General features: G+C 68.7%; 24 protein-coding genes and 1 riboswitch. Of the genes, 16 read left to right on the plus strand and 8 right to left on the minus strand.

The genetic code is table 11. The features are described 5' to 3' along the window. Positions 1-73: 73 nt before the first annotated feature. Genes pdhA through BJY14_RS18935 form a run of 3 tightly spaced genes read left to right on the plus strand, consistent with a single transcriptional unit; the run spans position 74 to position 3,611 of the window. Complete coding sequence (gene pdhA, locus BJY14_RS18925; RefSeq protein ID WP_179844834.1) at positions 74-1,207, plus strand: pyruvate dehydrogenase (acetyl-transferring) E1 component subunit alpha; 1,134 nt, start codon at positions 74-76, stop codon at positions 1,205-1,207. Next, complete coding sequence (locus BJY14_RS18930) at positions 1,204-2,187, plus strand: alpha-ketoacid dehydrogenase subunit beta (protein ID WP_179844835.1); 984 nt, start codon at positions 1,204-1,206, stop codon at positions 2,185-2,187. Before pdhA ends, BJY14_RS18930 begins: the two co-directional genes overlap by 4 nt. A 5-nt stretch (positions 2,188-2,192) precedes the next feature. After that, positions 2,193-3,611, plus strand: a complete 1,419-nt coding sequence (locus BJY14_RS18935; RefSeq protein WP_179844836.1) for a dihydrolipoamide acetyltransferase family protein — start codon at positions 2,193-2,195, stop codon at positions 3,609-3,611. A 37-nt stretch (positions 3,612-3,648) separates the two neighbouring features. Here BJY14_RS18935 and BJY14_RS18940 read toward each other — a convergent pair whose 3' ends face one another. Continuing rightward, positions 3,649-5,157 (minus strand): OmpA family protein, encoded by a 1,509-nt coding sequence (locus tag BJY14_RS18940; RefSeq protein WP_179844837.1) that lies wholly within the window; start codon positions 5,155-5,157, stop codon positions 3,649-3,651. Positions 5,158-5,550: 393 nt separating this feature from the next. On the opposite strand from BJY14_RS18940, the gene BJY14_RS18945 reads away from it, so the two are divergent. The 3 genes from BJY14_RS18945 to BJY14_RS18955 are packed head-to-tail and all read left to right on the plus strand — an operon-like array spanning position 5,551 to position 8,247. Then, entirely contained in the window at positions 5,551-7,308 is a 1,758-nt protein-coding gene (locus tag BJY14_RS18945; protein ID WP_179844838.1) for a hypothetical protein, read from the plus strand. Beyond that, positions 7,298-7,750 (plus strand): hypothetical protein, encoded by a 453-nt coding sequence (locus BJY14_RS18950; protein WP_179844839.1) that lies wholly within the window; start codon positions 7,298-7,300, stop codon positions 7,748-7,750. The genes BJY14_RS18945 and BJY14_RS18950 overlap by 11 nt, the downstream gene beginning before the upstream one ends. Beyond that, positions 7,747-8,247, plus strand: coding sequence for a hypothetical protein (locus BJY14_RS18955; protein WP_179844840.1), 501 nt, complete (start codon positions 7,747-7,749; stop codon positions 8,245-8,247). The genes BJY14_RS18950 and BJY14_RS18955 overlap by 4 nt, the downstream gene beginning before the upstream one ends. A gap of 546 nt (positions 8,248-8,793) precedes the next feature. On the opposite strand, the gene BJY14_RS18960 is transcribed toward BJY14_RS18955, so the two are convergent. Together BJY14_RS18960 and BJY14_RS18965 are read right to left on the minus strand one after the other, a co-directional pair. Beyond that, positions 8,794-8,979: a DUF397 domain-containing protein gene (locus BJY14_RS18960; RefSeq protein WP_179844841.1), complete on the minus strand. Its 186-nt coding sequence runs from the start codon at positions 8,977-8,979 to the stop codon at positions 8,794-8,796. Continuing rightward, a complete protein-coding gene (locus BJY14_RS18965) occupies positions 8,970-9,776 on the minus strand; it encodes a helix-turn-helix domain-containing protein (RefSeq protein ID WP_179844842.1) in 807 nt (268 codons plus the stop codon). The genes BJY14_RS18960 and BJY14_RS18965 overlap by 10 nt, the downstream gene beginning before the upstream one ends. Before the next feature lie 196 nt (positions 9,777-9,972). On the opposite strand from BJY14_RS18965, the gene BJY14_RS18970 reads away from it, so the two are divergent. Further along, positions 9,973-10,371, plus strand: a complete 399-nt coding sequence (locus BJY14_RS18970) for an ATP-binding protein (protein WP_179844843.1) — start codon at positions 9,973-9,975, stop codon at positions 10,369-10,371. After that, the gene (locus BJY14_RS18975) at positions 10,368-10,727 is read left to right on the plus strand and encodes a hypothetical protein (protein WP_179844844.1); all 360 of its coding nucleotides are present in this window, start codon (positions 10,368-10,370) and stop codon (positions 10,725-10,727) included. Before BJY14_RS18970 ends, BJY14_RS18975 begins: the two co-directional genes overlap by 4 nt. Positions 10,728-10,742: 15 nt before the next feature. Here BJY14_RS18975 and BJY14_RS18980 read toward each other — a convergent pair whose 3' ends face one another. Then, positions 10,743-10,937 (minus strand): hypothetical protein, encoded by a 195-nt coding sequence (locus BJY14_RS18980; protein ID WP_179844845.1) that lies wholly within the window; start codon positions 10,935-10,937, stop codon positions 10,743-10,745. A 184-nt stretch (positions 10,938-11,121) separates the two neighbouring features. Between BJY14_RS18980 and BJY14_RS18985 the strand changes: the two genes are divergently transcribed. Both BJY14_RS18985 and BJY14_RS18990 read left to right on the plus strand, forming a co-directional pair. Next, positions 11,122-12,300 (plus strand): DMT family transporter, encoded by a 1,179-nt coding sequence (locus tag BJY14_RS18985; RefSeq protein WP_179844846.1) that lies wholly within the window; start codon positions 11,122-11,124, stop codon positions 12,298-12,300. 226 nt (positions 12,301-12,526) lie between these two features. Continuing rightward, the gene (locus tag BJY14_RS18990; protein WP_179844847.1) at positions 12,527-13,039 is read left to right on the plus strand and encodes a hypothetical protein; all 513 of its coding nucleotides are present in this window, start codon (positions 12,527-12,529) and stop codon (positions 13,037-13,039) included. A gap of 42 nt (positions 13,040-13,081) precedes the next feature. Here the strand turns inward: BJY14_RS18990 and vph are convergent, their stop codons facing one another. Beyond that, positions 13,082-13,945, minus strand: coding sequence for a viomycin phosphotransferase (gene vph, locus BJY14_RS18995; protein ID WP_179844848.1), 864 nt, complete (start codon positions 13,943-13,945; stop codon positions 13,082-13,084). 369 nt (positions 13,946-14,314) lie between these two features. Between vph and BJY14_RS19000 the strand changes: the two genes are divergently transcribed. Continuing rightward, positions 14,315-15,046 (plus strand): dienelactone hydrolase family protein, encoded by a 732-nt coding sequence (locus tag BJY14_RS19000; RefSeq protein WP_179844849.1) that lies wholly within the window; start codon positions 14,315-14,317, stop codon positions 15,044-15,046. 164 nt (positions 15,047-15,210) lie between these two features. Here the strand turns inward: BJY14_RS19000 and BJY14_RS19005 are convergent, their stop codons facing one another. Then, positions 15,211-15,777 (minus strand): dihydrofolate reductase family protein, encoded by a 567-nt coding sequence (locus tag BJY14_RS19005; RefSeq protein WP_179844850.1) that lies wholly within the window; start codon positions 15,775-15,777, stop codon positions 15,211-15,213. Positions 15,778-16,118: 341 nt separating this feature from the next. After that, complete coding sequence (locus tag BJY14_RS19010; protein WP_179844851.1) at positions 16,119-17,954, minus strand: acyl-CoA dehydrogenase; 1,836 nt, start codon at positions 17,952-17,954, stop codon at positions 16,119-16,121. Positions 17,955-18,221: 267 nt separating this feature from the next. Here BJY14_RS19010 and BJY14_RS19015 point away from each other — a divergent pair, with 267 nt between their 5' ends. The 5 genes from BJY14_RS19015 to BJY14_RS19035 all read left to right on the plus strand — a co-directional run bounded on the left by BJY14_RS19015 (position 18,222) and on the right by BJY14_RS19035 (position 23,353). After that, complete coding sequence (locus BJY14_RS19015) at positions 18,222-19,559, plus strand: UDP-glucose dehydrogenase family protein (protein WP_179844852.1); 1,338 nt, start codon at positions 18,222-18,224, stop codon at positions 19,557-19,559. A 60-nt stretch (positions 19,560-19,619) separates the two neighbouring features. Then, positions 19,620-19,682: riboswitch (guanidine-III (ykkC-III) riboswitch) on the plus strand. A 33-nt stretch (positions 19,683-19,715) separates the two neighbouring features. Continuing rightward, on the plus strand, positions 19,716-20,039 hold the full coding sequence (locus tag BJY14_RS19020; protein WP_179844853.1) for a DMT family transporter: 324 nt from the start codon (positions 19,716-19,718) through the stop codon (positions 20,037-20,039). 156 nt (positions 20,040-20,195) lie between these two features. Beyond that, complete coding sequence (locus BJY14_RS19025) at positions 20,196-20,981, plus strand: sporulation protein (protein ID WP_179844854.1); 786 nt, start codon at positions 20,196-20,198, stop codon at positions 20,979-20,981. 84 nt (positions 20,982-21,065) lie between these two features. After that, positions 21,066-22,523 (plus strand): hypothetical protein, encoded by a 1,458-nt coding sequence (locus BJY14_RS19030; RefSeq protein WP_179844855.1) that lies wholly within the window; start codon positions 21,066-21,068, stop codon positions 22,521-22,523. A gap of 74 nt (positions 22,524-22,597) precedes the next feature. Further along, positions 22,598-23,353, plus strand: a complete 756-nt coding sequence (locus BJY14_RS19035) for an SDR family oxidoreductase (protein ID WP_179844856.1) — start codon at positions 22,598-22,600, stop codon at positions 23,351-23,353. 84 nt (positions 23,354-23,437) lie between these two features. On the opposite strand, the gene BJY14_RS19040 is transcribed toward BJY14_RS19035, so the two are convergent. After that, the gene (locus BJY14_RS19040; protein ID WP_179844857.1) at positions 23,438-23,902 is read right to left on the minus strand and encodes a GVDTG sorting domain-containing protein; all 465 of its coding nucleotides are present in this window, start codon (positions 23,900-23,902) and stop codon (positions 23,438-23,440) included. Between the last annotated feature and the right edge of the window lie 29 nt (positions 23,903-23,931).

Here is a 23,931-nt window from a genome sequence, read left to right on the forward strand (position 1 = left end):
GGGGACGGGGCCGTCGACATCGGCCGGCCGCGCGGCGACCCCGCGTGACGGCCCCGAACGAGGAGTGTCATCGATGACGATCGACTCCGTGCGCGGCGCGCCCGACACCCCGAAGGTCGCCGAGCCCGAACTCGTCCAGCTGCTCACGCCCGAGGGCGAGCGCGTCGAGCACCCGGACTACCCCCTGGACCTCAGCGCCGAGGACGTGCGCGGCCTGTACCGCGACCTGGTGATCGTGCGGCGCATCGACCAGGAGGCGGTGGCGCTCACCCGGCAGGGCGAGCTCGGCCTCTGGGCGTCCCTGCTCGGGCAGGAGGCGGCGCAGATCGGCTCCGGGCGGGCGGCGTCCGCCAACGACATGGTCTTCCCCACGTACCGCGAGCACGGCGTCGCCTGGTGCCGGGACGTGGAACCGCTCAAGCTCCTCGGCATGTTCCGGGGCATCAACCACGGCGGTTGGGACCCGAAGGAGCACGGCTTCCACCTGTACACCGTCGTGATCGGCAGCCAGACGCTGCACGCCACCGGGTACGCGATGGGCGTCCAGAGGGACGGTGTGCTCGGCACCCCGTCCGCCGGCGCCACGATCGCCTACTTCGGGGACGGAGCGACCTCCCAAGGCGACGTGAACGAATCCTTCGTTTTCGCCTCGGTCTTTAACGCGCCGATCGTGTTCTTCTGCCAGAACAACCAGTGGGCAATCTCCGAGCCCCTCGAACGGCAGTCCAGGATCCCCCTCTACAAGCGCGCGCAGGGTTTCGGTTTCCCGGGCATCCGCGTGGACGGCAACGACGTGTTCGCCTGTTTGGCCGTCACCAGGAAGGCCCTGGAGAACGCCAGGACAGGGCAGGGCCCAACGCTCGTCGAGGCGTACACGTACCGGATGGGCGCCCACACCACGACCGACGACCCCACGCGCTACCGGCTGAAGGCCGAAGAGGAGGCGTGGAAGCTCAAGGACCCGATCGAGCGCGTCAAGGCGTATCTGGTGCGCGGCGACCTGGCGGACGCAGGCTTCTTCCAGAAGATCGAGGACGAGGCCAAGCAGATCACCAGGGAACTGCGTGAGGCGTGCCTGGCGCTCCCCGACCCGGAGCCGCTGTCGATGTTCGACCACGTGTACGGGGAAGAGCACCCCCTGATGACCGAGGAGCAGGAGCAGTTCGCCGCCTACCTGGCGTCGTTCGAGGAGGAGGCGGCCAAGTGAGCACCCTGACCCTCGGCAAGGCCCTCAACGCGGGCCTGCGCAAGGCCATGGAGAACGACCCGAAGGTCCTGGTCATGGGCGAGGACGTCGGCAAGCTCGGCGGCGTCTTCCGCATCACCGACGGCCTGCAGAAGGACTTCGGCGAGGAGCGGGTCATCGACACCCCGCTCGCCGAGTCCGGCATCGTCGGGACGGCGATAGGGCTGGCGCTGCGCGGCTACCGGCCCGTGGTGGAGATCCAGTTCGACGGGTTCGTGTTCCCCGCCGCCGACCAGATCATCACGCAGCTGGCGAAGATGCGGATGCGCTCGCTCGGCGCGCTGGAGCTGCCGGTCGTCGTCCGGATCCCGTGCGGCGGCGGCATCGGCGCGGTCGAGCACCACTCCGAGTCGCCCGAGGCGTACTTCACCCACACCGCCGGGCTGCGCGTGGTGGCGTGCTCGAACCCGCTGGACGCCTACTCGATGATCCAGCAGGCGGTCGCCTCCCCCGACCCGGTGATCTTCTTCGAGCCGAAGCGCCGGTACTGGGACAAGGCGGAGGTCGACACCGACGCGGGCGCGGCCGACTGGACGCCGCTGCACCGGGCCGCGGTCGTGCGGCCGGGCGAGCACGCGACGCTGCTGGCCTACGGGCCGGCCGTGAAGACGTGCCTGGAGGCCGCCGGGGCCGCCGCCGAGGAGGGGCGCGAGCTGGAGGTCATCGACCTGCGCTCGCTGAACCCCCTCGACATCGGCACGGCGACCGACTCGGTGAACCGGACGGGACGCTGCGTCGTCGTCCACGAGGCCCCGGTCTTCAACGGGTACGGCGCCGAGCTGGCCGCCCGGATCACCGAGAAGTGCTTCTACCGGCTGGAGTCGCCGGTGCTGCGCGTCGGCGGGTTCTCCACCCCGTACCCGCCGTCCCGCATCGAGGACCATTACCTGCCCGACCTCGACCGCATCCTGGACGCGGTCGACCGGACCTTCGCGTGGTGACGCCGGTGAGCCAGCCGAAACTGTTCAAACTGCCGGACGTGGGCGAGGGCCTGACCGAGGCCGAGATCGTCAAGTGGCACGTCCAGCCCGGCGACACCGTCGAGGTGAACCAGACCATCGTCGAGATCGAGACGGCGAAGGCGATCGTGGAGCTGCCCTGCCCGTTCGAGGGCGTGGTGACCGAGCTGCTGGTCACCGAGGGGCAGACCGTGGACGTCGGCGTCCCGATCATCGCGGTGGGCCCCGGCGGCGAGGGCGGCGTGGCGACGCCGGTGTCCGAGCCCCCGGCGCAGGCGGCCGCGCTCCGGGAGGAGGGCGTCCCGACCGTCAACGAGCCGGGCATGGTGTCGCCGCAGGAGCCGCCGAAACGCACGCCCGTCCTGGTCGGCTACGGCGTCAAGGAGGGGACGACCAAGCGCCGTCCTCGCAAGTCCGCCAACGGCGCGGGCCCAGCGGCGTCCACGGCGTCCGCGGCTCCGGCCGCGCCCGCCCCCGCGCCCGCGCCCGCCCCGCAGGTGCCGCCCGCGCCCCGTCCGAGCCCCTCCGGGAACGGGTTGCCGCTGGCCAAGCCGCCCGTCCGGAAGCTGGCCAAGGATCTCGGAGTGGACCTCGCGTCCATCACGGGGTCGGGCCCGCAGGGATCGATCACGCGGGAGGACGTCCTCACCGCGCAGGCCGGGGCCGAGGCTCCCGTCGCGCCCGTCCAGGCGGGCCCGCGCGAGGAGCGGATCCCCGTCAAGGGCGTCCGCAAGGCGACCGCCGCAGCGGTGTCCGGTTCGGCGTTCACCGCCCCGCACGTCACCGAGTTCCTCCAGGTGGACGTGACGCGGACGATGGAGACCGTGAAACGGCTCCGCGAGCTGCCCGAGTTCGCGGACGTGAAGGTGTCGCCGCTACTGCTCGTGGCGCGCGCGCTGCTCACCGCGGTGGCGCGCAACCCGATGGTGAACTCCACGTGGGCGGAAGGCCCCGACGGCGCGGAAATCGTCGTCAAGCGCTACGTGAACCTGGGGATCGCCGCGGCGACCGAGCGCGGCCTCATCGTCCCCAAGGTGAAGGACGCGCACGAGCTCGACCTGCCGGGCCTCGCTCACGCCCTGAACGAGCTGGCGGCGAAGGCCCGCGCGGGCAAGGCGTCCCCCGCCGACCTCTCCGGCGGAACGATCACGATCACGAACGTCGGCGTGTTCGGGGTGGACGCCGGGACTCCGATCCTCACCCCGGGCGAAGCCGCGATCCTGGCGTTCGGCCAGGTCCGGGACATGCCGTGGGTGCACGAGGGCGAACTCGCGATCCGCAAGGTGACCACGCTGGCGCTCTCGTTCGACCACCGCATGGTGGACGGCGAACTGGGCTCCCGCGTCCTGCGCGACGTCGGGGACATGCTCGAAGACCCGATCCGCATGCTCGCCTGGAGCCGCTGACAGTTTCTGTGGGGGTCGGCCCTGGGCCGACCCCCACTCAGGAGACGGGAACCTTCTCGACCTTGCCGAAAGGCCCGGCGTCAAAGGTCACGGACGTGACGTTGCCGGGCGGGGCGGGAAGGTAGACGAAGCCTCGGACGGGCTCGTTGACCGCGGTGCGGAAGACGGCCCGTCCGGCGTCGACGTAGTTGGTGGGACGGCCCGGCGTCGGAGGGCCGACACGCACGGCGCGATAGACGTCCTTCTTGCCCGGCACCTGGATCGAGAACGCTCCGAACACTCCGCCTGGATAACTCGGGTTCGGGTAGGAGGCGTCCGGCGGAGTGGTCCCAGGCCCCTCGTTCACGATGTCGAACACGGCGACGATGTAGGCGCCGTCCCGGTAGAAGGGTTTGACCTCAAGGCGCCTCTTTGCTGCGCCAAAGGGAGCCGTGCGGGATGCCACTTTCTGACCGTCCCGCACACGGAAAGAGGCCGGCTGGACGGAACCTGACGCGCTCGACTTGAGCTGGTAGGTGACGTCGACGCCGTCACCGTCCTGCTTGCCGTTGGCCGCATAGGTGAACCCGGCGCCGACCTTGCCCTTCACCTCGTCCAGTACGGCCTGGGCCCGCTCCCCGGACAGCTTCGCGTCACCGGCATGCCCGTCGAACGTCAGCGCACCCGCCGCCCTGGCCTTGATCTCCTGGGCGACGTCCCCCAGAACGGCCTTGCCTCGACTCGACAGTTTGCCCGAATTACTCTCGAACAGGGCATCGCTGCGCAAGCTGACCGTGACACTCGATCCGCCGGACGAGACGGTCCGGTTCTCCCCCTCGACGATGTCGTAAAGGTCGACAGGGTTCCCGCCAGGCGTGCTGCTGGGCGGGGAGGAGGTGGCCGACGGGGAGGGCGTGATCGGGGACGGCGCGCCTGCCATGAACGGCTCGGCTCCGACCTGCGGCTCAGCCCCGACCGAGGGAGTGGAGGACGCCGACGGAGAAGACGGCACCGACCCGCTCGGCGGCGCGGACGAGGAGGACGGCGTCCCGGGCGCGGACGGCGTCCCCGGTGCCGACGGCGTCGCCGACACGGAGTTCACCGGGATGCCGGTGAACTCGCCGGCCGTCCCGGGCGTGATCGCGGTGACCTTCTGGACGGTCGCCGGGATCGGCGGATAGTCGGCGGACATCTCGCGGGTCGTGCCGGGCGCGAAGCCGGAGCCGCTGGTGGTGCCGGTCGGCTTGTAGAGCCGGCGCCCGGCCGTGTCCAGGAGCGCGATCTCGAACGGAACGGACTTCACCGACGAGTCCAGCGACGTCACGCTGTAGCGCAGCACCGACTTGGCGGCCTGCCGCTCGACTCCTCGGATCGCCACGCGCGCGTGCAGGCCGTCCGCGCCGCCGAACCACCCCTCCTTGGCGTAGGCGCCCGGAGGTTGCACGGTGGGCAGAGCGGCGCCCGCGCGGACAGTGGGTGGGGCGACCTTCTCAGCGCGGTCGGCATCGGCGCATCCGGCCACGAGCAACAGGCCGATGCAAGAAACGGCGAGGGGCAGCGCACGCATCGTTCATCCGCTCGGAAGGGGGACGGGCGAGGGACGCGCGCAACAGTAGTCAACCGGGACACCCCCCGCCATAACCCCGGCGCTCCGCGGGGCCTTGCCGACCGCACTCCTGGAGCCGAAGCTGCGAGTCCGCAGAGTTACCGGCACGCGATGCCGTCGTTCGACGGCGGCCGAACGGCAGCGGCGTTCGAAGACGCGGACCGCCGACGAGTCCGCCGTGGTTTCGAAAGAGACATTCGCCTCTGTGATCAGCGAAGCGTGCCAATCTCCGACAATCACGCTTCAATGGGCAGTCGATGTGACCGGACGTCAGCCCCGCACGACTCGGAAACATCCGGCAGTACGAGAGACGCATTGACCGTGGTCGGATTTCATCTGCGGAAGGGCTGAAGCGTGGGCGTCGAGCATCCCACCAGGACCGACACCAAGGTGGAGACCGACCAGCCCGGCCCGCCCGGGCAGAAGTCCGGCCCGGAAGGCCGCGACGCCACGCAGCAACCAGGCGGGTCCGGGACGGACCAGAAGGGCGAGACGCCGACACCGGCTCGCAGCGCCCGGGCCGAGAACAGCAACGACCCCAACGACGACCCCAACAGAATCGGCACACCCCGCGCCGACTCCCTCGCCATCGCCCGAGGCGAAAAACCAGAACCCCCCGCCGACAAGGGCGAGACACCGACACCCGCCCGCAGCATCCGAGCCGAGAACAGCAACGACCCCAACGACGACCCCAACAGAATCGGCACACCCCGCGCCGACTCCCTCGCCATCGCCCGAGGCGAAAAACCCGAGACTCCGGCTGAGAAGCACGACACCGAGACCACGGCGGGCACACCCGAACCCCCCGCCGAGCGGCCTCCAGGCACGTCCGGCACACCCCGCGCGGATTCCATGGCGATCGCCCGAGGCGAGAAGCTCGAAACCGACGAGAACGAAGCGGACGCGGCAGACACCGACCCTCCGGACGCACCGATGAAGCGCCCCGGCGAGGCGGAACCTCCCGCTGACAACCGCGAACCGGACAGCGCAGCCCCGTCCGCCGCCGGTGAGCAGGGCGCAGAGACCACCGACACCACGGCTGACGCACCCGACCCCCACGCCGCCCCGATGACCCCCGGCGAACAGCCACTCGGCGAGCAAGGCACCGAGGCTTCGAAGCAAGACAATCCAAGCCATCCGAAGCCGCAGGAAGACCAGCCGCCGGTCCCGGAGGCGATCAAAACCGACGAGCCGGACGACGTCACGCCGGAGCCCGACGACGGCACCGGACAGACACCTCCGCAGGATGCTCAACCGCTCGACCACGGCATCCTCGACAACCGAGCGGAGGACGTCGAACGCCCGGCCGAAACGAATCCCGAGGTTGCGGACGGAAAGCCCCACGCCAAGACCGGCGAGCAGCTCGGAGATGCCCCGCCGCCCCCTGAACCGGAGCCGGACGCCGAAGCCCCGCCCGCACCCACCGACGGCGAACAGCCCCTCCAACCCGAGCCCGGCGCCATCGAAGAACCCGAACCGCCCGTCCCACCTGAACACGGCGCCATCGAGGAGCCGGAGCCGCCCGCAGAACTTGAGGACGACTCCGGATCCGAGCCGCAGGAGTCTAGAGACACCCGTGCTCAGGGAGCGGTAGGCGAAGGCATGGGCGAAACCGACGACGCTGGGCACGGCCGTGATAGGAAAGCCGAAGACCCGGCCGAGCCCTCGATTCCAGAGGAGGCAAATGACCCATTCGCCTCCCTACCGACCCGCGAAGACCTCGACCCCGCCGCCGCTGGCATGTGGGCCGCCCACAGAAGCGAACTCACCCCCGTCGACGAGAACCAGGACCTCACTGAATCTGATCCGGAGGACGAAGACTATTCAAAGCGCATTATGCGCGCCCTCCGGGACAACTCCGATGACATGCAGAAGAACGTGAACGATATCTCCTCGGACCTCGGCGAGGCGCTACCTAAGCCGCCCCCGCCGAAGGGGAAGACAGGTTCCAGCACCCAATACCATTCGTCCCCGGACGCTTCGAACCAAGGGGTGCACGGCGCGGACATCGCGATCGCGGCCGTAGCCGCGTTCATGGTAGTGGAGCGTACCTATCAGTTCGGCAAGAGCAAGGTAGACGAGTTTACAAGGAGACGGCGCGATGATAACTGACCAGCAGGTAGACGCATTGCGTGCCCAGCTCACAGGGCGCATGGACGACTTTCGACAACTGATCGGTCAGATGCACTCCCGAGCGGAGACCGATGGTTTTGACGCGCTTGTCACGGCGGCGTTCTTCGAGGCTGTTCACCGGCGTTTCCTCGGCAAGGGAGCGCCAGTCGATGATGGCGAAGTCATCGAGTTCGTCGTTGCAGCACGGGAACGATCGGAGAACGCTCCGGAGATCGTGCCGCCGGATGTCGGCGAGCTCCTCATCAATATCGCGCTCGGCAAAGCTTCGGTCGACGCCAAGAAGAGTGTGGACGACAACACCTCCTTCAAGGCCAAGGTGTTCCTCCTCCAAGTGCTCGTCGGCGACGAGGGCTTCACTGAAGCGGAACTGGAAGCCTTCTTGACCAAGGTCCGGCAGATGGCCCAGGAGACCTTCGAGTGATCGACTGGTCGGCCGTTGACATCGGGGCCGAACATGAAGCCGCGTTGCGCGCATACCTGCTGGACGGCCCGGCAGCATGGCTCACGATTCAGGACGACCTCGTGGTGCCGCAAACGGCGGCCGGCTACACACAAATGCTACAGGCCGCGTTCGGCGTCGCTGTGAGGCGCAGATTCTCCGCAGGTTATGAAATCAACCAGCTCATCCGGTACGTGGCGGACGTACGACTTCTTCTGCGGAAGTCCGGTAAGGACATCAATCCGCGCATTGGGGAGAGCCTGATTCGCAGACACCTCGGGGATCCCACTGTTTCCGAGGACGCGAAACCCGTTGAAGCAGCGGACGTCGAGCAGGAGACTGTCGCTCTGACCACCCTATTGCGCTTTCTCGTCAACGAGTCGGAACCGTCGAGCGAGTGGCTGGACGAGTTCGTGCGCGAGGTCGCCGATGCCGCACGACTATGGCTGGAAGCGCAGCGAACCGCCGCAGCGCGCTGACTCCGGATGGAGTGCAGAGCGTCTGGACGGTGTCCGCTTCAGAGGAAGACCCGCCCTGGCAGTCTGACATTTCGAAGCGAGGATGGGCGCGAGTGGCATTCAGAAGCGGCCGACCTATTCGCGGCGTTTCAAGATATGCACCGAAGCGCCGATGCAGAGGACGTCCAGTTGTGCGTAAGCGGCGCAAGGTGTGATGCGCATCCATCGAGGATGTCCAGGGACACGGGCGGCGGAAGCATGCTATACATTCTTCCGCCCAGGCGAGGGCTACAAATTCTGCTCAGTCCGTTTAAGCGGTCGAAACGCCGCAACATGGTCTACATCATCGACCCGGCCGATTGCCGAACCGTGGTCCCAGTCGACGAACAAATTCGTTTCTTCATTGCTTGGGTCGGTCCTTGACGACCGAGAGGCTGAAGCTTTGCGCCACATCTCATCGAGAGAGTCTTCTGAACAGCCACGGCAGGGGGCTTTCGGAACTCGACTCGATAACCTGGCGAAAGAGCTTGGACTCGTTAGTATCCGCCGAGTGCAGCGCATCGCACCCTAAGTGGCCTTAAGGACGCTCACGAAGTACCGAAAATCGCTTCTGCTGACAACCAATTTGGGGCCGTCGGGGTCTTTACTGTCCCGCAGAGACACTTCATCAGAGCCGGATGCTATCTCAACACACTGGTCTCCGTCTTCATGGCTCTTGGATGCCCTTCTCCAATCCAGCCGACTCAACTCCATCTCTCCTCTAACACCTTTCTGATAAAAGTTCTACTATCCTCTGTGTTGAGCGCTTTGGTGTTCAGCAGATGCATCACCACGCTCAATCTTGCAAGCTCCGACGGGTCGCGCGTTACTTCGCCTCCGGTTGCCTTGACCACGTAGGCGATCTCGCTTCGATCCGGCTGGGTCGCGATGGTGAACGACGCCCGGGTTCCTCGATAGTGAGCGGTCTTGGCCACCTGGAGAAACAATCCCTCGCGCCTGGAAAGCTCGATCAAGAAATCAAGCTGCTCGCGCATGACCTCCTTCGAGCCGACCTGCCGATAGAGGACGCTTTCCTCCATAACAACGCTGATCATGGGGCGAGGCTCCCTGGAGAGAAGCTCTTGACGCTTCATCCTGGTGGCTACCGCGTCATCATCGACCAGCAGGACACGAGCATACGCTTCTATCTGAAACAGGCCATAGACGAGATGAGTCTCGTACACCCGGAGCTGGTCGGCCGATGCCTCTGCCTTCGGGAAGGCGACGAAGTGGGTCGGGTACCTGACGTGCTTGATCTTCTCCAGGAGGTCGTCCCACGCCTCGACGATCTCACCGCCTGTGTTGAGGGTTCGGTCGAGGCGCTCGGCGAAGTCTCGGCGGCACTTTGTCCGGCCGCATTCCACGTGGCTGACGTAGGAACGCGCGACGTTGACGAGCTTCGCCAGCTCGCCTTGCTTTATGTCCGCTGCTTCGCGGCAACGCTTTACCACCGCTCCGAAACCAGCCAGCTCGGGATCGATCCTCGGCCTGGCGCTACCAGTTGAGGCCACCGCCGCTCTCCTTTTCGAGGCTAGTAGCCCAATAGTGGCGGCTACTGGAATGTGGCTACTTCAACGCTCTCCGGCCATTCTACGGCTCGATGTGACTTCATGGTGGTCGTTCGATGACACAGGGTGACTGGGTCGGGATCTTCATGTTCGAGGGTGCCGTTCGGGATCGCCCGCCATTCGGGCTGGAGGTACACCCATGTCAGGAGCGCTGCTGGCGCCCGAGGCGCCGGCCTTGGTGTTGGCGCCGTCCGATCGTGCGCCCTCGCTGGCGCGCCGCCATCTCGTGGATCGGTTCCAGGAGCTGGGGATCGCAGACGACTTCGTCGGACGGCTCGTGGTGACCGAGTTGGTGACCAACGCCTACATCCATGTCGGTGTCGGGCACATCGTTCTCCGGATCTTTCCCGACGTGCGTGACGACCTGGTCGTGATCGAGGTCTGGGACCAGGGACCGGACGAACCCGCCGTGCGGAGCGAGGACGACGACGCGGAGGGCGGCCGCGGGCTGCTGCTGATAGAGCAGCTCGTCCATGACTGGGGCGTTCGACCGCTCAACGAGGAGGGGAAGGTCGTGTGGGCACGATGCCTCCGTTGAGTGTCAGAGCGGAACGTCGTCTGCTGGGATGGCGGACGCGGTCGGGGCGCGCCACGGCGGCCCGGCATCTTGACCTGCTTGCGGTCGCCGTTGCTGCCAAGGGCTACCGGCACATCAAGCTCTACCAAGCCGAGGAGTTCCCTGTTCGGCCGCTGGTGCTGTGGATTTTCGCGCTCGGCCCCGACGAGCATGTCCGCGTCGCTGTGACCGTCCGTGCCATGCCCGGCCGAGGATGGGCCTACTACGAGGCTGGGCGCAGACGCCACGGCTTCCTGTCCCGGTGCGGCGACACCGGGCGTGCCGCTGCCCAGGTGGACGCCATGCTCAAGCACCGCATGTTCTCGGCCACCTGGTAGCGGTGCAAGCCGGGCTCAGCGGTAGACGGCCAGGCCGTCCGCGCCGCCGAACCACCCCTCCTTGGCGTACGCGCCCGGGGGCTGCACGGTGGGGAGAGCGGCGCCCGCGCGAACCGTCGGCGGAGCCACCTTCACGGCCCGGCCGGCATCGGCGCATCCGGCCACGAGCAACAGGCCGACAGAGGAAACGGCGAGGGGCGGCGCACGCATCGTTCATCCGCTCGAGAGGCTGGAACGCCACCATTCGCCGCAGGTCGAGCATATGATCACCTGAACTTCACAAACCAGAAGAATTTTCCGGTTCTGCGGAGTCTCGTCGCATCCATCGGCGCGATCTCCAGGGGACCGGCTCACGGCTGATCCTCTTGCGCGCCTGTCTGAGGGGATCAGAACAATGGAGAAGAAGCCGGCCGCGAGGCCGGAGAACATGGCCTTGGGCGCGGGTCTCACCCTCGTCGAAGGTTCCTCGAAGCTGTTCGGGCGATCGATCTTCAAGAACTACCTGCTCGAGAGCATCACGATGTCGGCCCTGGTCGTCGCGACGGCCGAGTACGGCATCGGCGCGGTGATCATGCTACTGGTGGCGTACAGGCTCCAGATCCTGGGGCTTTTCCGTCCCTTGAGGTCGCGGTCCCAGCGGTTCCGGTACACCCGGCGAGCCGTGAAGGCGACCATCGTGTTCACGACGGTCGTCCTCATCCTCACGATGGCCGAGTACGGCACCGTGCTGGCGGCTCTGCTGGTGGTGTTCAGCCTCCAGGTACCGGGTCCCTACCGCCGCGAGGAGCCGCGGCCCGTGCGGCTCCTGTTCACCTGGAAGACCGTGACGGCCGTCATCGCCTTCGCCGGCTGCAACATCGCGGGCCGGGGATTGATCGTGTTGGCGATGATGGCGCCGGGGACGGCCCTCGCCACCATCAACGCGATCACGTTCGCCGTCTCGACCATGACCTACTCGACGGGGGTCTGGAAGGCGGGGCAGCGGTTCGCGGCGACGCTGGTGCCGCTGCTCATCGTGCTGGGCCTCGCCGTTTCCATCGAGGCATGGCACATCACGGCGAGTCCGTGGGGAGTCATCTGGTCCATCGGATCGGCTCTCTCCGGCCTCGTCTACATGAAGCTGTCCCGGGGTTTCGTCGAGCGGGGCGGCGCGGAGACCGACCAGTTCCAGGCAGTGGGCACGAGCCTGGGCGTGGTAGGCCTCGCCGTGTGGGCGATGCTGGCGGGCGAGGATCCGTCTGCCGGCTGGTCCTGGGAGGTCCTCTTGCCGCTGCTCTGCACGGCGCTGATGACCGTCGTCATACCCAGGTACCTGCACACCCGGGCAAGGGGGGCTCTCGGAGACGCCGTCTACACGATCCTGTGGAGCGTCATTCCGCTGCTCGGCCTGCTGGTCGACCTGATCATGGAGCAGAAGATCCCGACGGCATGGCAGGTCATCGGGATGACCTGGATCAGCGTGATCGCAGCCATGGCGGCCCTTCTCGCGAAGAAGCCCAAGGCGGAGATCGTCACGTGGCGAACTCTACGCGGGACGATCGAGCGCCTGAGAAGGCCGGTCGGCTACGTGTGATCCAGGCCGGTCGGCAGAGTTCGTGCGGTTTCGCATGATCCGCACAAAATCTGCGCCGGGGAGAGGCTCAGTCTCCCCGCCGTTTGCGGTGTCCCGGTGGAAAGGCTCGAAGCCTCTCCACCGGGACACCGTTTTACCCCGTCCGTAATTCCCGGGAGGAGAGTTCACGCCGGGTCGTGGCCCTGGGCTGGGAGTGGACGAGAAATAGGATGAGGTGAAAGAAGACATGTCCCTGACGAATGCCGCTGGAGACCGCGATTCCTTCGCGGAGGCCCTCGAAGCCACCCATCGGCTGAACCACGCTCTGGGTCCGCTAAGGATCGACAGAGAAGGCACGAAGGATCGACTCCGGTCAGCACTGCGCCAACCTGAGCAGGAGGTACAAGCCTTACTCCTCCTAGAAATTCTGAGCACGGAAGCGACGAAAGCGCTGATCGATGACCTGCTCGGCCAGGCCCTGCGAGTCCGTTACACCCTTCTGATCCGCAACCTGCTGGGAAGGTTGGCCTGGTCAGAGGCGAAGGAGATCGTCCCGCCAGCCGTCTGGCGCCTGCTCGAGATTGAAGACGAAGCCGACGTCTACCGGCGCATGGCCGAACTGCTCGACCATCTGGGCCTGCACGAAGCACTCCAGGAGCTGTGCGCACGCGCTGGCGAAAGCCTCGACGAGGAGGTGCGCGAGGTCGCCGAGGACTTCGGCGAGGAGCGTCTGGAGGCGTACCGGAGCGGCTCCTGCTAGTGCCGTGACCGTGTGGGTTCGGCGGGGTGACGTTGGTGTGGCTCAGTGGTAGGTGGCCAGGCCGTCCGCTAGTTCTTCTTCGTCGCCGTCGCGGATTGCGTAGAGAGCTTGCTGCAGGGCGAACGTGTTGCGGATCGCGGTGATGCGGTCAAGGAGTCCGGGGTCCGACCAGTTGCCCAAGGCGAGTACCCGTTCCAGGAACTCACGGCCGTAGCTGGCACCGATGGCAGCGAAGTCCTCGGCCGGGTCGCTGAGGGCGACATCGTCCCAGTCGAGTACTCCGGCGAGGCGCGGCAGGCCGTGCGTCCACTCCCACAGGACGTTTTCGGCGCCGAGGTCGCCATGCACCACTGCTCGGGTGACGTGGGGGAGGCCGTCGAGTGCTGCGAGTTCCCGCTCGGCCCGTAGGCGTCCGCTGTCGGACATGAGCTGGAAAAGCTCAGCGCGCACGCTCTCCGCGAACTGCCGCCACCGGTCTCCCGTTGCGTGAGGGAGAAGTGCTCGTGCCCTTTCGCCGGCGCCGGCACGGGCCAGACCGGACAGCACCGTGGCGTACTGCTCCGCCACGGTGTCGGCCACTTGAGCGTCCTTGAGCGCCTCGGCGTCCAGCGGTTCCCCCGGAATGCGGCCGAGCACCAGGAACGGTGCCTCGCCGGTGCCGTGCGCACCGCCCTGGAGCAGCGGCTCAGGTGTGCGGAAGCCGAGGTCGAGCCCGGCGAGCGCGTGTAGTGCGGCCGCCCGCTCGGGCAGCCGGGCGGCCGCTGCCGGGGTGCGGGGCAGGCACACGACACGGTCCGAGCCGATGACCACCATGTGGAATTGCCCCTGACGCACCGCGAGATCGTCCACTTCGTCGGCGGGCAGCAGACGGCTGAGGAGAGCGCGATGCGTCGTGCGGATGTTCACGAGTGTGACCTCTGGGTCCTTCAGATAGGCATGCGGGGCCTGCGGGGGTGGCTGCGGCCCAGCGATCGGACAAGCGACCTCCGAGGAGGCCGGTGGGATTCCATATAGAACCTAGGCGAGCGAGCAGCAGCCGGGCGTCGATGTGGGGTCAGGAGGGGCTTGCGGCTCACTTGGGTCGGTGGGCGTTGGTCTCCGAAAAGCCGTTGGCGGGGTGCGGTGGCCGCTGCTACTTTTCTGGAGGCCGTGCCAGAGGGCGAGGAGGTGGTACCCGTGAACTCAGTATCGACATGGGTGCTCCCCTCTGGGGTCATGGTCGGGCGGTAGGTCGTCCGGGAGCGCCGTTCATGAGCACTCCCGAAAGGCACGACCATGCATTTCACCTCCGAGCAGCGCCTTGACGACGGCGTCCTCGAACGCGAATTCACCCTCGGCGACATCCCCGGGATCCTGTGGACGCCGGAGTCCGCGGCCGCGCCGGTCCCGCTGATCCTGATGGGCCACCCCGGCGGGATGCGCAGGATGTACCCCCGGCTGGTGGGCCGGGCACGGCACAGCGTGGCGGAGGGCTTCGCCGCGGCCACCATCGAGCTCCCGTGGAGCGGTGACCGGCCCGGTTCCGACGCCGTGGACCAGGCCCGCGCCGACGTGCGCCGGGCGCTGGAGGCCGGCGAGCCGGTCGGCGACGACATCGTGGACCGGCTCATCCTTCCGCTGGTCGACCAGGCGGTCCCCGAATGCCAGGCCACCCTGGACGCCCTCCTGTCGCTGCCCGAGATCAGCGGCCCGGTCGGGTACTCAGGGGGAGTGATCTCCATCGGAGTCCGGTTGGCGGTTGTCGAGCCGCGCATAGCGGCCGCCGGTCTGTTCGCCGGGAGTTTCGTGCCCCGCTCCATCATCGAGGAAGCCCGCCAGGTCACCATTCCGCTGCACGTCCTGCTGCAATGGGACGACGAAGGGAACGACCGGCAGGCGGCCCTGGACCTGTTCGACGCCTTCGGCTCCAAGGAGAAGATGCTGAACGCCAACATGGGCGGGCACACCGGCGTCCCGCACTACGCGGGGGACGCCGCGGCTCAGTTCTTCACCAGGCATCTGAAGTAGCCGCCGGCCCGCCCCGTCAGGCCTGGAGACGCACAGCCGCCCCGATCGCAGCGGTACCGGCCGTCGCCGGTATCGCCCGGTCGGGGCGGCGCTCGGCCGTCCACACCGTGAGGCACTCGGCGCGCACCTCGCGGGCCGACCCGGCCGCCCGCACCCGGGCCTGCCTAGTTCTTGATCTCGTAGCGCAGAAGCGCCACGCCGTCGTCGAACGCGGTGGCCTCGACCAGCTTCAGGTCCTGCCGATCCTCGAACAGGCGCGTCCCCTTGCCGCGTGACACCGGGGAGACCAGCATCCGGACCTCGTCGACGACGCCGGCGGCCATCAGGGAGCGCATGAGTTTCAGGCTCCCCCACAGCCAGAGGTCCTTGCCGCTCTGCTGCTTGAGCTCCCGGACGGTGGCGATCGGGTCGCTCGTCACGGTCGCGGCGGGGAAGTCGCCCCAGGGGGCGGCTTCCAGCTTCGACGAGGCGACGAACTTGGTGAGGTTGTTGAGCTTCTCGCCGTACTCGCCCTGCTCGTCGGCGTGCGGCCAGTAGTCCTTGGTCTGGTTGTAGGTGTTCGCGCCGAGGATCATCGTGTCGACCGAGTCGATGAACCCCATGATGCTCGCCTCGAAGGCCTTGTCGGAGGCCTCGGAGAAGGGCTTGGCCGACACGAAGCCGAGCCCGCCGTCCTCCTCCGCGACGATGTTGTCGACGGTCACCCACTGCTGGACTTTGAGCTTTCGCATGGCGCCGGTTCTCCTTCGTCACGCGGCCGCTTAGTGGCCGCTCGTGACCCTGGGACGGAGCCGGCACCGCGTTCTCGACACCCTCCACGGCACGTGCGCCATATTTTTCGGCGGCGGCTGCGCAGTGAGGCCCTGCCCGGGTGGGCAGGGCCTCAAAGGCGAGGGCTAGAGCCTGTCTCGAAGTCGCCTCTGCCACGCGCGCGAACGCGTGACCTGGCCGGTGGAGCGATGCCGGAGGCGAGCGGAACCGGGCAGATCGCGAAGCGATGCCGCGTTCGCCCAGGCCAGGTCACGTAGCGAGCCGCCAGGCGAGCGAAGTGGGCCGGGACTGTGAAACACAGCTAGAAAGAGTCTTCGGGGAGGTCCATCACGTCCAGGGTGGTGGACTCGGTGATGGCGCGGTCCGAGGCCAGGCGGGGCAGGACGGTCTGGCAGAAGAACTGCGCGGCCGCGACCTTGCCGGTGTAGAACGCCTGGTCAGAGTCGGAGACGTCGCCGCCGCCGAGCGCGTTCAGGGCGACCTCGGCCTGGCGGCACAGGAGCCAGCCGACGATCAGGTCGCCGAGGGCGAGCAGCAGGCGGGAGGAGTTGAGCCCGATCCGGTAGAGCTCCTTCGGGTTCTCCATCGAGCCGAGCGCCCAGCCGACCATCGGGTCGAGGATGCCCTGGACGTCGTCGAGGGCCCGGCCGAGCAGGGCGCGCTCGTTCTTGAGGCGGCCGTTGCCGGCCTCGGAGCCGGCGAACGCCCGGATCTCCCCGACGAGCACCTTCAGCGCCTCACCGTTGTCCCGCAGGATCTTGCGGAAGAACAGGTCCTGGCCCTGGATCGCGGTGGTGCCCTCGTACAGGGTGTCGATCTTGGAGTCGCGGATGTACTGCTCGATCGGGTACTCCTGCAGGAAGCCCGACCCGCCGAGCGTCTGCAGCGACTCCGCGCCGAGCAGCGCGTACGCCCGCTCGGAGCCGAAGCCCTTCACGATCGGCAGCAGCAGGTCGTTGACCTTCTCGGCGGCCTCGTCCCTGCGGCCCTCGAACTCGGCGAGCTGCACGGCGTCCTGGTAGGACGCGGTGAGCAGCACGAGGGCGCGCATGCCCTCGGCGTAGGCCTTCTGCGTCATGAGGCTGCGCCGGACGTCCGGGTGGTGGGTGATCGTCACCCGCGGAGCGGTCTTGTCGGTCATCTGCGTCATGTCCGCACCCTGGACGCGCTCCTTCGCGTACTCCAGCGCGTTGAGGTAGCCCGTCGACAGGGTGGCGATGGCCTTGGTGCCGACCATCATGCGGGCGTACTCGATGACGAGGAACATCTGCCGGATGCCCTGGTGGACGTCGCCGACCAGGTAGCCGATCGCCGGGTGCTTCTCGCCGAAGGTGAGCTCGCAGGTCGTGGAGACCTTGAGGCCCATCTTCTTCTCGACGTTGGTCACGTAGGCGCCGTTGCGCTCGCCGAGCTCACCGGTCTCCACGTCCACGAGGTACTTGGGGACGAGGAACATCGACAGGCCCTTGGTGCCGGGGCCGGCGCCCTCGGGGCGGGCCAGCACCAGGTGGAAGATGTTCTCGGACATGTCGTGCTCGGCCGAGGTGATGAAGCGCTTGACGCCCTCGATGTGCCAGGTGCCGTCCGGCTGCTGGACGGCCTTGGCGCGCCCGGCGCCGACGTCGGAGCCGGCGTCCGGCTCGGTCAGCACCATCGTGGCGCCCCACTGCCGCTCCAGGGCCAGCTCGGCGAACTTCTTCTGCTCGGGCGTGCCGATGTGCCACAGGATCTGCGCGAAACCGGGGCCGGAGGCGAACATGTAGACGGCCGGGTTGGCGCCCAGCACCTGCTCGGCCACGGCCCACGTGAGCGAGCGCGGGGCGCCGCTGCCGCCGAACTCGGGGGCGAGGTCGAGGCGGTACCACTCGGAGTCCATCCACGCCTTGAACGACTTCTTGAAGCCCTCCGGCATCGTGACGGTGCCCGCGGCGGGGTCGAACACCGGCGGGTTGCGGTCCGCGTCCTCGAAGGAGGCGGCGAGCGGGCCCTCGGCCAGCCGGTTCACCTCGTCGAGGATGCTGCGCACGGTGTCCTCGTCCAGTTCGGCGTACGGGCCGCTGCCGAGGAGGTCCTGGCGCCTGAACACCTCGAAGAGGTTGAACTCCAGGTCCCGGAGGTTGCTCTTGTAGTGCCCCATTCGAGACTCCGTCTGGTTCCGGCGGCGACCGGCGGCCCCGCTGCGTACTGGTCGGTAACTCGTCATCATGCTACCCGCTGGTAACCACTGACAACCACCCCGATCGGGCGGTTTCCGGGAGACAGGCCACATCGATACCACGCCCTCCCCCAGGGCGTGACCCGAGTCACGAAGGCCCCCCGAGTGGCACCCTCCTTCGCCCCGCACGGCGGGGGTGGCAAGATCAGGCGGGCGCGATTTCACCCGCGGTGCACGAGGAGGTGCGCAATGAGGCAGGAGGAGGAGGCCGCCCCGAGACTGACCGTCATCGGGACCGGCTACCTCGGCGCCACGCACGCTATCTGCATGGCCGTGCTGGGGTACGAGGTCCTCGGCGTGGACGTCGACCGCCACAAGATCGAACAGCTGGCGTCGGGCGAGGTCCCGATCTTCGAACCCGGGCTGCCGGAGCTGCTCACCAAGGCGCTCGACTCGGGCCGGCTCCGGTTCACCACCTCCTTCGCGGAGGCCGGGGAGTTCGGTGACGTCCACTTCGTGTGCGTGGGAACGCCCCAGCAGGCCGGTTCGGACGCCGCCGACCTGACCTACGTCGACGCCGCCGTCCGCTCCCTGGCGCCGCACCTGCGCCGCAGGGCCCTGGTCGTCGGCAAGTCCACCGTGCCGGTCGGGACGGCCGCGCGCCTCACCGGCCTCGTGCAGGAGCTGGCGCCCGCCGGGACGGACGTCGAGCTGGCCTGGAACCCGGAGTTCCTCCGCGAGGGCTTCGCCGTGGACGACACGCTGCGTCCCGACCGGCTGGTGTTCGGCGTCGCGTCCGACTGGGCGCACGAGCGGCTGCGGGCCGCGTTCAGGCTCGTCCTCGACCTCGGCACCCCGGTGATCCGCACGGACCTCGCGACCGCCGAGCTGGTCAAGGTCGCGGCGAACTCCTTCCTCGCCACGAAGATCTCCTACATCAACGCGATGGCCGAGGTCTGCGAGGCGGTCGGCGCCGACGTCAAGGACCTCGCCGACTCGCTGGCGCTGGACGACCGCATCGGCGGCAAGTTCCTGCGGCCGGGCCTCGGGTTCGGCGGGGGCTGCCTGCCCAAGGACATCCGGGCGTTCGCGCACCGCGCCGAGGAGATCGGCGTCGGCCAGGCCGTGTCGTTCCTGCGCGAGGTGGACGACATCAACCGGCGGCGCAGGGCCCGCACCGTCGACCTCGTCCGGGACCTGCTCGGCGGCGACCTCGCGGGGAAGCGCGTCGCCGCGTGGGGCGCCGCGTTCAAGCCCAACTCCGACGACATCCGGGACGCGCCCGCGCTGGACGTGGCGCGCACCATCCACGGACTCGGCGGGGACGTGCGCGTCTACGACCCCGTCGCCCTCGGCAACGCCCGCCGCGCCTTCCCCGAGCTGACCTACGGCGAGAGCGCGTTCGACGTGGCACGCGACGCGGACGTGGTCGTCCTGCTGACCGAGTGGTCGGACTTCCGGGAGGTCGAGCCGGAGGCGCTGGCCGGGGTCGTGCGGCACAAACGGGTCGTGGACGGGCGCCATGCCCTCGACGCCGCCCGCTGGCGCGCCGCGGGCTGGGAGTACCGCGCCCTGGGCCGGTCCTGAACGCGTGCATGGGGAACAACCCGCGTTTCGGGGCCGTTGGCGAAGATGAGGGCCGCGCCCAGCTCGGGCGATGGTCTCTCCCGGACGAGGTGCGCCGTACCCGGAACGCGAAGACGGCGCGTGACAGTAGTCGTCTCGTCATCCGGGAGTGCCGTCATGGCCTGGATCCTCGTCATCGTCGCCGGCCTCTTCGAGGTCGCCATGGCCCTGTGCCTGAAGGCCAGTAAGGGCTTCACCCAGCCGCTGGAGTCGGCGGGGTTCCTCGTGTTCGCCGTAGCGTCCTTCGGGCTGCTCACCGTCGCCCTCAAGCATCTGGAGGTCGGCACCGCCTACGCCGTGTGGGTCGGCATCGGAGCCGTCGGGACGGCGGTCCTCGGCATGCTCTTCATGGGCGACGAGGTCTCCGTGACCCGGGTCGTCGCGCTCGCGTTCATCGTCCTCGGGGTCGTGGGGCTGAACCTCGCCGGGGGCGGCCACTGACCGGCGACACTGACCCGCGGTGGCGGCGAGCAGCGCGAACGGCCAGGAGCGGCCACCGCCTCCGCAGGTCAGCCGAGTTCTCCGGAACGTAATCTCCCGTAACAGCGTCTATGGGACGAGAGCGCGGGGAGTCGCTCGAACACGGGAGGACGGACCTTGGTCTTCAAGAAGCTGCGTCAGGCGATGGGCATCGGCGGCCCCTCGATCGAGACGGTTCTGCACGACCCGAACACGACGCCCGGCGGCGTCGTCACCGGCGAGATCGCCATCATCGGAGGGCAGCACAACTCCGACATCAAGGCGGTGAACCTCGCCCTGCGCACCAAGGTCGAGGTCGAGTCGGGCGACAACGAGTACACCTCCAACCTGGAGTACGCCAAGATGCCGGTCGCGGGCGGGTTCAGCCTGCAGGAGGGCGCGCGGCACAGCATCCCCTTCCAGTTCCCGATCCCGTGGGAGGCGCCGCTCACCCACATGTACGGGCGACCGCTGCACGGCACGACGGTCGGGATCGCGACGGAGCTGGAGGTCGCGGGCGCGCTCGACCCGGGCGATCTCGACCCGATCGCCGTCCACCCGCTGCCCGCGCAGGAGCGCATCCTCGTGGCGTTCTCCAACCTCGGCTTCCAGTTCCGCAACGCCGACTGCGAGAAGGGCCGCATCTGGGGCGTCCACCAGGAGCTGCCCTTCTACCAGGAGATCGAGTTCTACCCGCCGGCGCAGTACGCGCGCGGCATCAAGCAGCTCGAAGTGACGTTCGTGTCCTACCCGCAGTCGATGGAGGTCGTGCTGGAGCTCGACAAGCGCGGCGGGGTGTTCACCGAGGGACATGACGCGTTCAGCCGGTTCACGGTCGACTACGCGTCGGTCGAGCACACCAACTGGGAGCAGCAGCTCGACGGCTTCATGCAGGAGGCCGGGCGCCGCCGGGGCTTCTTCTGACCGGGCGTCCAGCCGTCCATCCGCTCACGGGATCCCCTCCGCGATGTTGATCGCGGAGGGGATCTCCGCGTAGAAAGAGGTCCCGTGCCCCTGCCCCCCGGACTGAGCCACGCGGAACGGCGCCTGTGGACGGCGTTCCCCACCGGTTCGGCGGTCGTCCTCGGCGACGACCGCCCGGCCGGCCCCCTGCCCGACCGCATCGTCCGCGCCGAGATCATCACCAGGCTGCTGCTCGGCGAGTGCGCGCCGCGTCCCGGCGCGGTCGCGGCCGTCCGGCTCCGCGGCGCCTACGTCACCGGGCGGCTGGACGTCGCGGGCGGCCGCGTCGAGGCCGAGCTGCTGCTGGAGGACTGCCGGCTCGTCGAGGAGCCGGTGCTCGCCAACGCCGAGACGCGCCAGCTCCGGTTCTCCGGCTGCCGGATGCCCGGCTTCGACGGCGGCGGCCTGCGCGTGGACGGCTTCCTCAGCCTGTCCGGCTCCGAGATCGAGGGGGAGGTCCGGCTGCCGCGGGCGCAGATCCTCGGCGGCCTGCGGATGAACGGGACGCGGGTCACCGCGTCCGCGCCCGAGAAGTGGGCGGTCTCGGGCGGCGCCCTCATCGTGGACGCCGGTGCGTTCATCCGGGACGCCGAGATCACCGGCGGGGTGCGGTTCGTGGGCGCGCGGATGAACGGCGGGCTGTTCATGGAGCGCACCACGCTCAGCAACCCGGGCCGCATCGCCCTGGACGCGCAGAACATCGTCGTCGAGGACACCGCCGAGCTGAGCCACGGGTTCAGCACGTTCGGCACCATCCGCCTGCGCAGCGCCCGCGTCAACGGCATCCTGTCGTTCATCCGGAGCCGCCTCGACTCCTCCGACCCGGCCCGGATGGCCCTGCACGCCAGCCACATGCAGGTCGACGAGCTGCTGCTGTGGCCGGAGGAGCGGATAAAGGGCCGGGTGTCGCTGTCGTACTCCAGGATCGACCTGGTCATGGACCATCCGGACATCTGGCCGGACGAGCTGTACCTGAACGGCATGACGTACCAGACGCTGCGCGGCGCCGAGTTCAAGGACCGGCTCAGCTGGGTGTCGCGGGACCCGGAGTTCCACCTCCAGCCGTACGAGCAGCTCGCCGGCTGGTACCACAGCATCGGCCACGACGACCTGGCACGGAAGGTCCAGCTCGCCAAGCTGCGGGCGCGCCGCCGCGGGCTGCACCCGGTCCCCGGGGCGTGGAACCACGTGCTCGACTGGACGGTGGGGTTCGGCTACCGGCCCTGGCTGGCGTTCGCGTGGTTCGCCGCGCTGCTGGCCGTCGGGACGACGGTGTTCTCGATCGAGCATCCCCGCGCGGTCAAGCCGCCGGACGAGCTGCCCTCCTTCCACGCGCTGATCTACACGCTGGACCTGCTGATCCCGCTCGACACGTTCGGGCAGCAGCTGTCCTACGACGCGGTGAACTGGTCGCGCTGGGTGGCGTACGGGCTGGTCTCGACGGGGTGGGTGCTGGTGACGGCGCTGATCGCCGGCGCGACGCGGGTGCTGCGCCCGAACTGAGGCGCGGCCGGACCGAACCGGCGGGGCGCCCTGGGCGTCCATCCGGGGTAGGGGATCAACGAGAATGGGGCGCCATGGGCACGTATCTGATCACGGGCGCGACGGGCGGCATCGGCACGGCGGTGGCGGAGCTGCTGCGCGAGCGCGGGCACGACCTCCTTCTCACCGGCCGCTCCGCCGAGCGCCTGGACAAGCTCGCCGCGACGCTGCGCGGGGGCGCGCACGCGGCCACGCAGGTCATCAACCCGGGGGCGGTCGCCTCGCCGGCGCGCGCCGCGGCCATCGGCACGATCCAGCTCGACCTGACCGAGCCGCGCCGCATCGAGGCGCGGCTCGCGGCGGCGGGGATCCCCGCCCGGCTGGACGGCGTCGTCCACGCGGCGGGCATGGTGCATCTGGGGACGGTCGCCGACACCGAGGCCGACGAGTGGATGGAGCACCTGTCGGTCAACCTGGTGTCGGCGGCGGAGCTGACGCGGCTGCTGCTGCCCGCGCTGCGCGCCGCCCAGGGGCACGTGGTGTTCGTCAACTCCACCGCCGGGCTGCGCGCCAACCCCGAGTGGTCGGCGTACGCGGCGAGCAAGTTCGGCCTGCGCGCGCTGGCCGACTCGCTGCGCGCGGAGGAGCCGTCCCTGCGCGTCACGACCGTCTACCCAGGCCGGACGGCCACGGAGATGCAGCGCAGCGTGCGCGCCCAGGAGGGGCACGCCTACGCCGAGGACGACTTCGCCGCCCCCGCCACGGTCGCGCGCGTGCTGGTCGCCGCGCTGGAGACGCCGCGGGACGCGGTCGTCTCGGACGTCACCGTCCGGCCGAACCCGGGCCGCTGACGGCCGCGTCGCCGTGCCGCGGCGACGCGGCCGCCCTTCACCGCGACGGCGGGCCGTCGTCGTAACCCGCCGTCGCCCCGCCGGTCAGGCGGGGGCGGTCGCCCGTCGCCGTGCCGCGAGCGCGATCCCGCCGCCCGCGAGGACGGTGGCCAGACCCGCCGCGGCGAGCGCGGAGTCCGCGCCGGCGGAGATGCCGGCGGAGGTGCCGCCCCCACCCGTCTCCACGCCGCCGGTGGGAATCACACGGATCTTGTGCAGATATTTGACGTCGATGAACCCGTGACGGAGCTGGACCGGGACGTTGCCGCGGATCTCGGTGAACCCCGTCTTCTTGCAGTCGGCCCACGGTTTCTGGTGGTACTTCAGAACGCCCACGATCTTCGAGTGCACGTTCGGCATCTCGTGGACGTTGAGCCCGTGCGGCGCCGTGACCAGGTACTCGCAGAGCTGGGTGTCCGTCTGCGCCTCCGCGGTCCCTGCCCCGATCATGACGAACGCCCCCGCCGCCGCCCCCGCGGCGGCCACGGCCATCTTCCTTCGCACGCTCATCCCTTGTCTCCCCCGCTCGTTTCTCCTGG

Source organism: Actinomadura luteofluorescens (assembly GCF_013409365.1).
In the GTDB taxonomy this organism is placed as follows: domain Bacteria; phylum Actinomycetota; class Actinomycetes; order Streptosporangiales; family Streptosporangiaceae; genus Spirillospora; species Spirillospora luteofluorescens.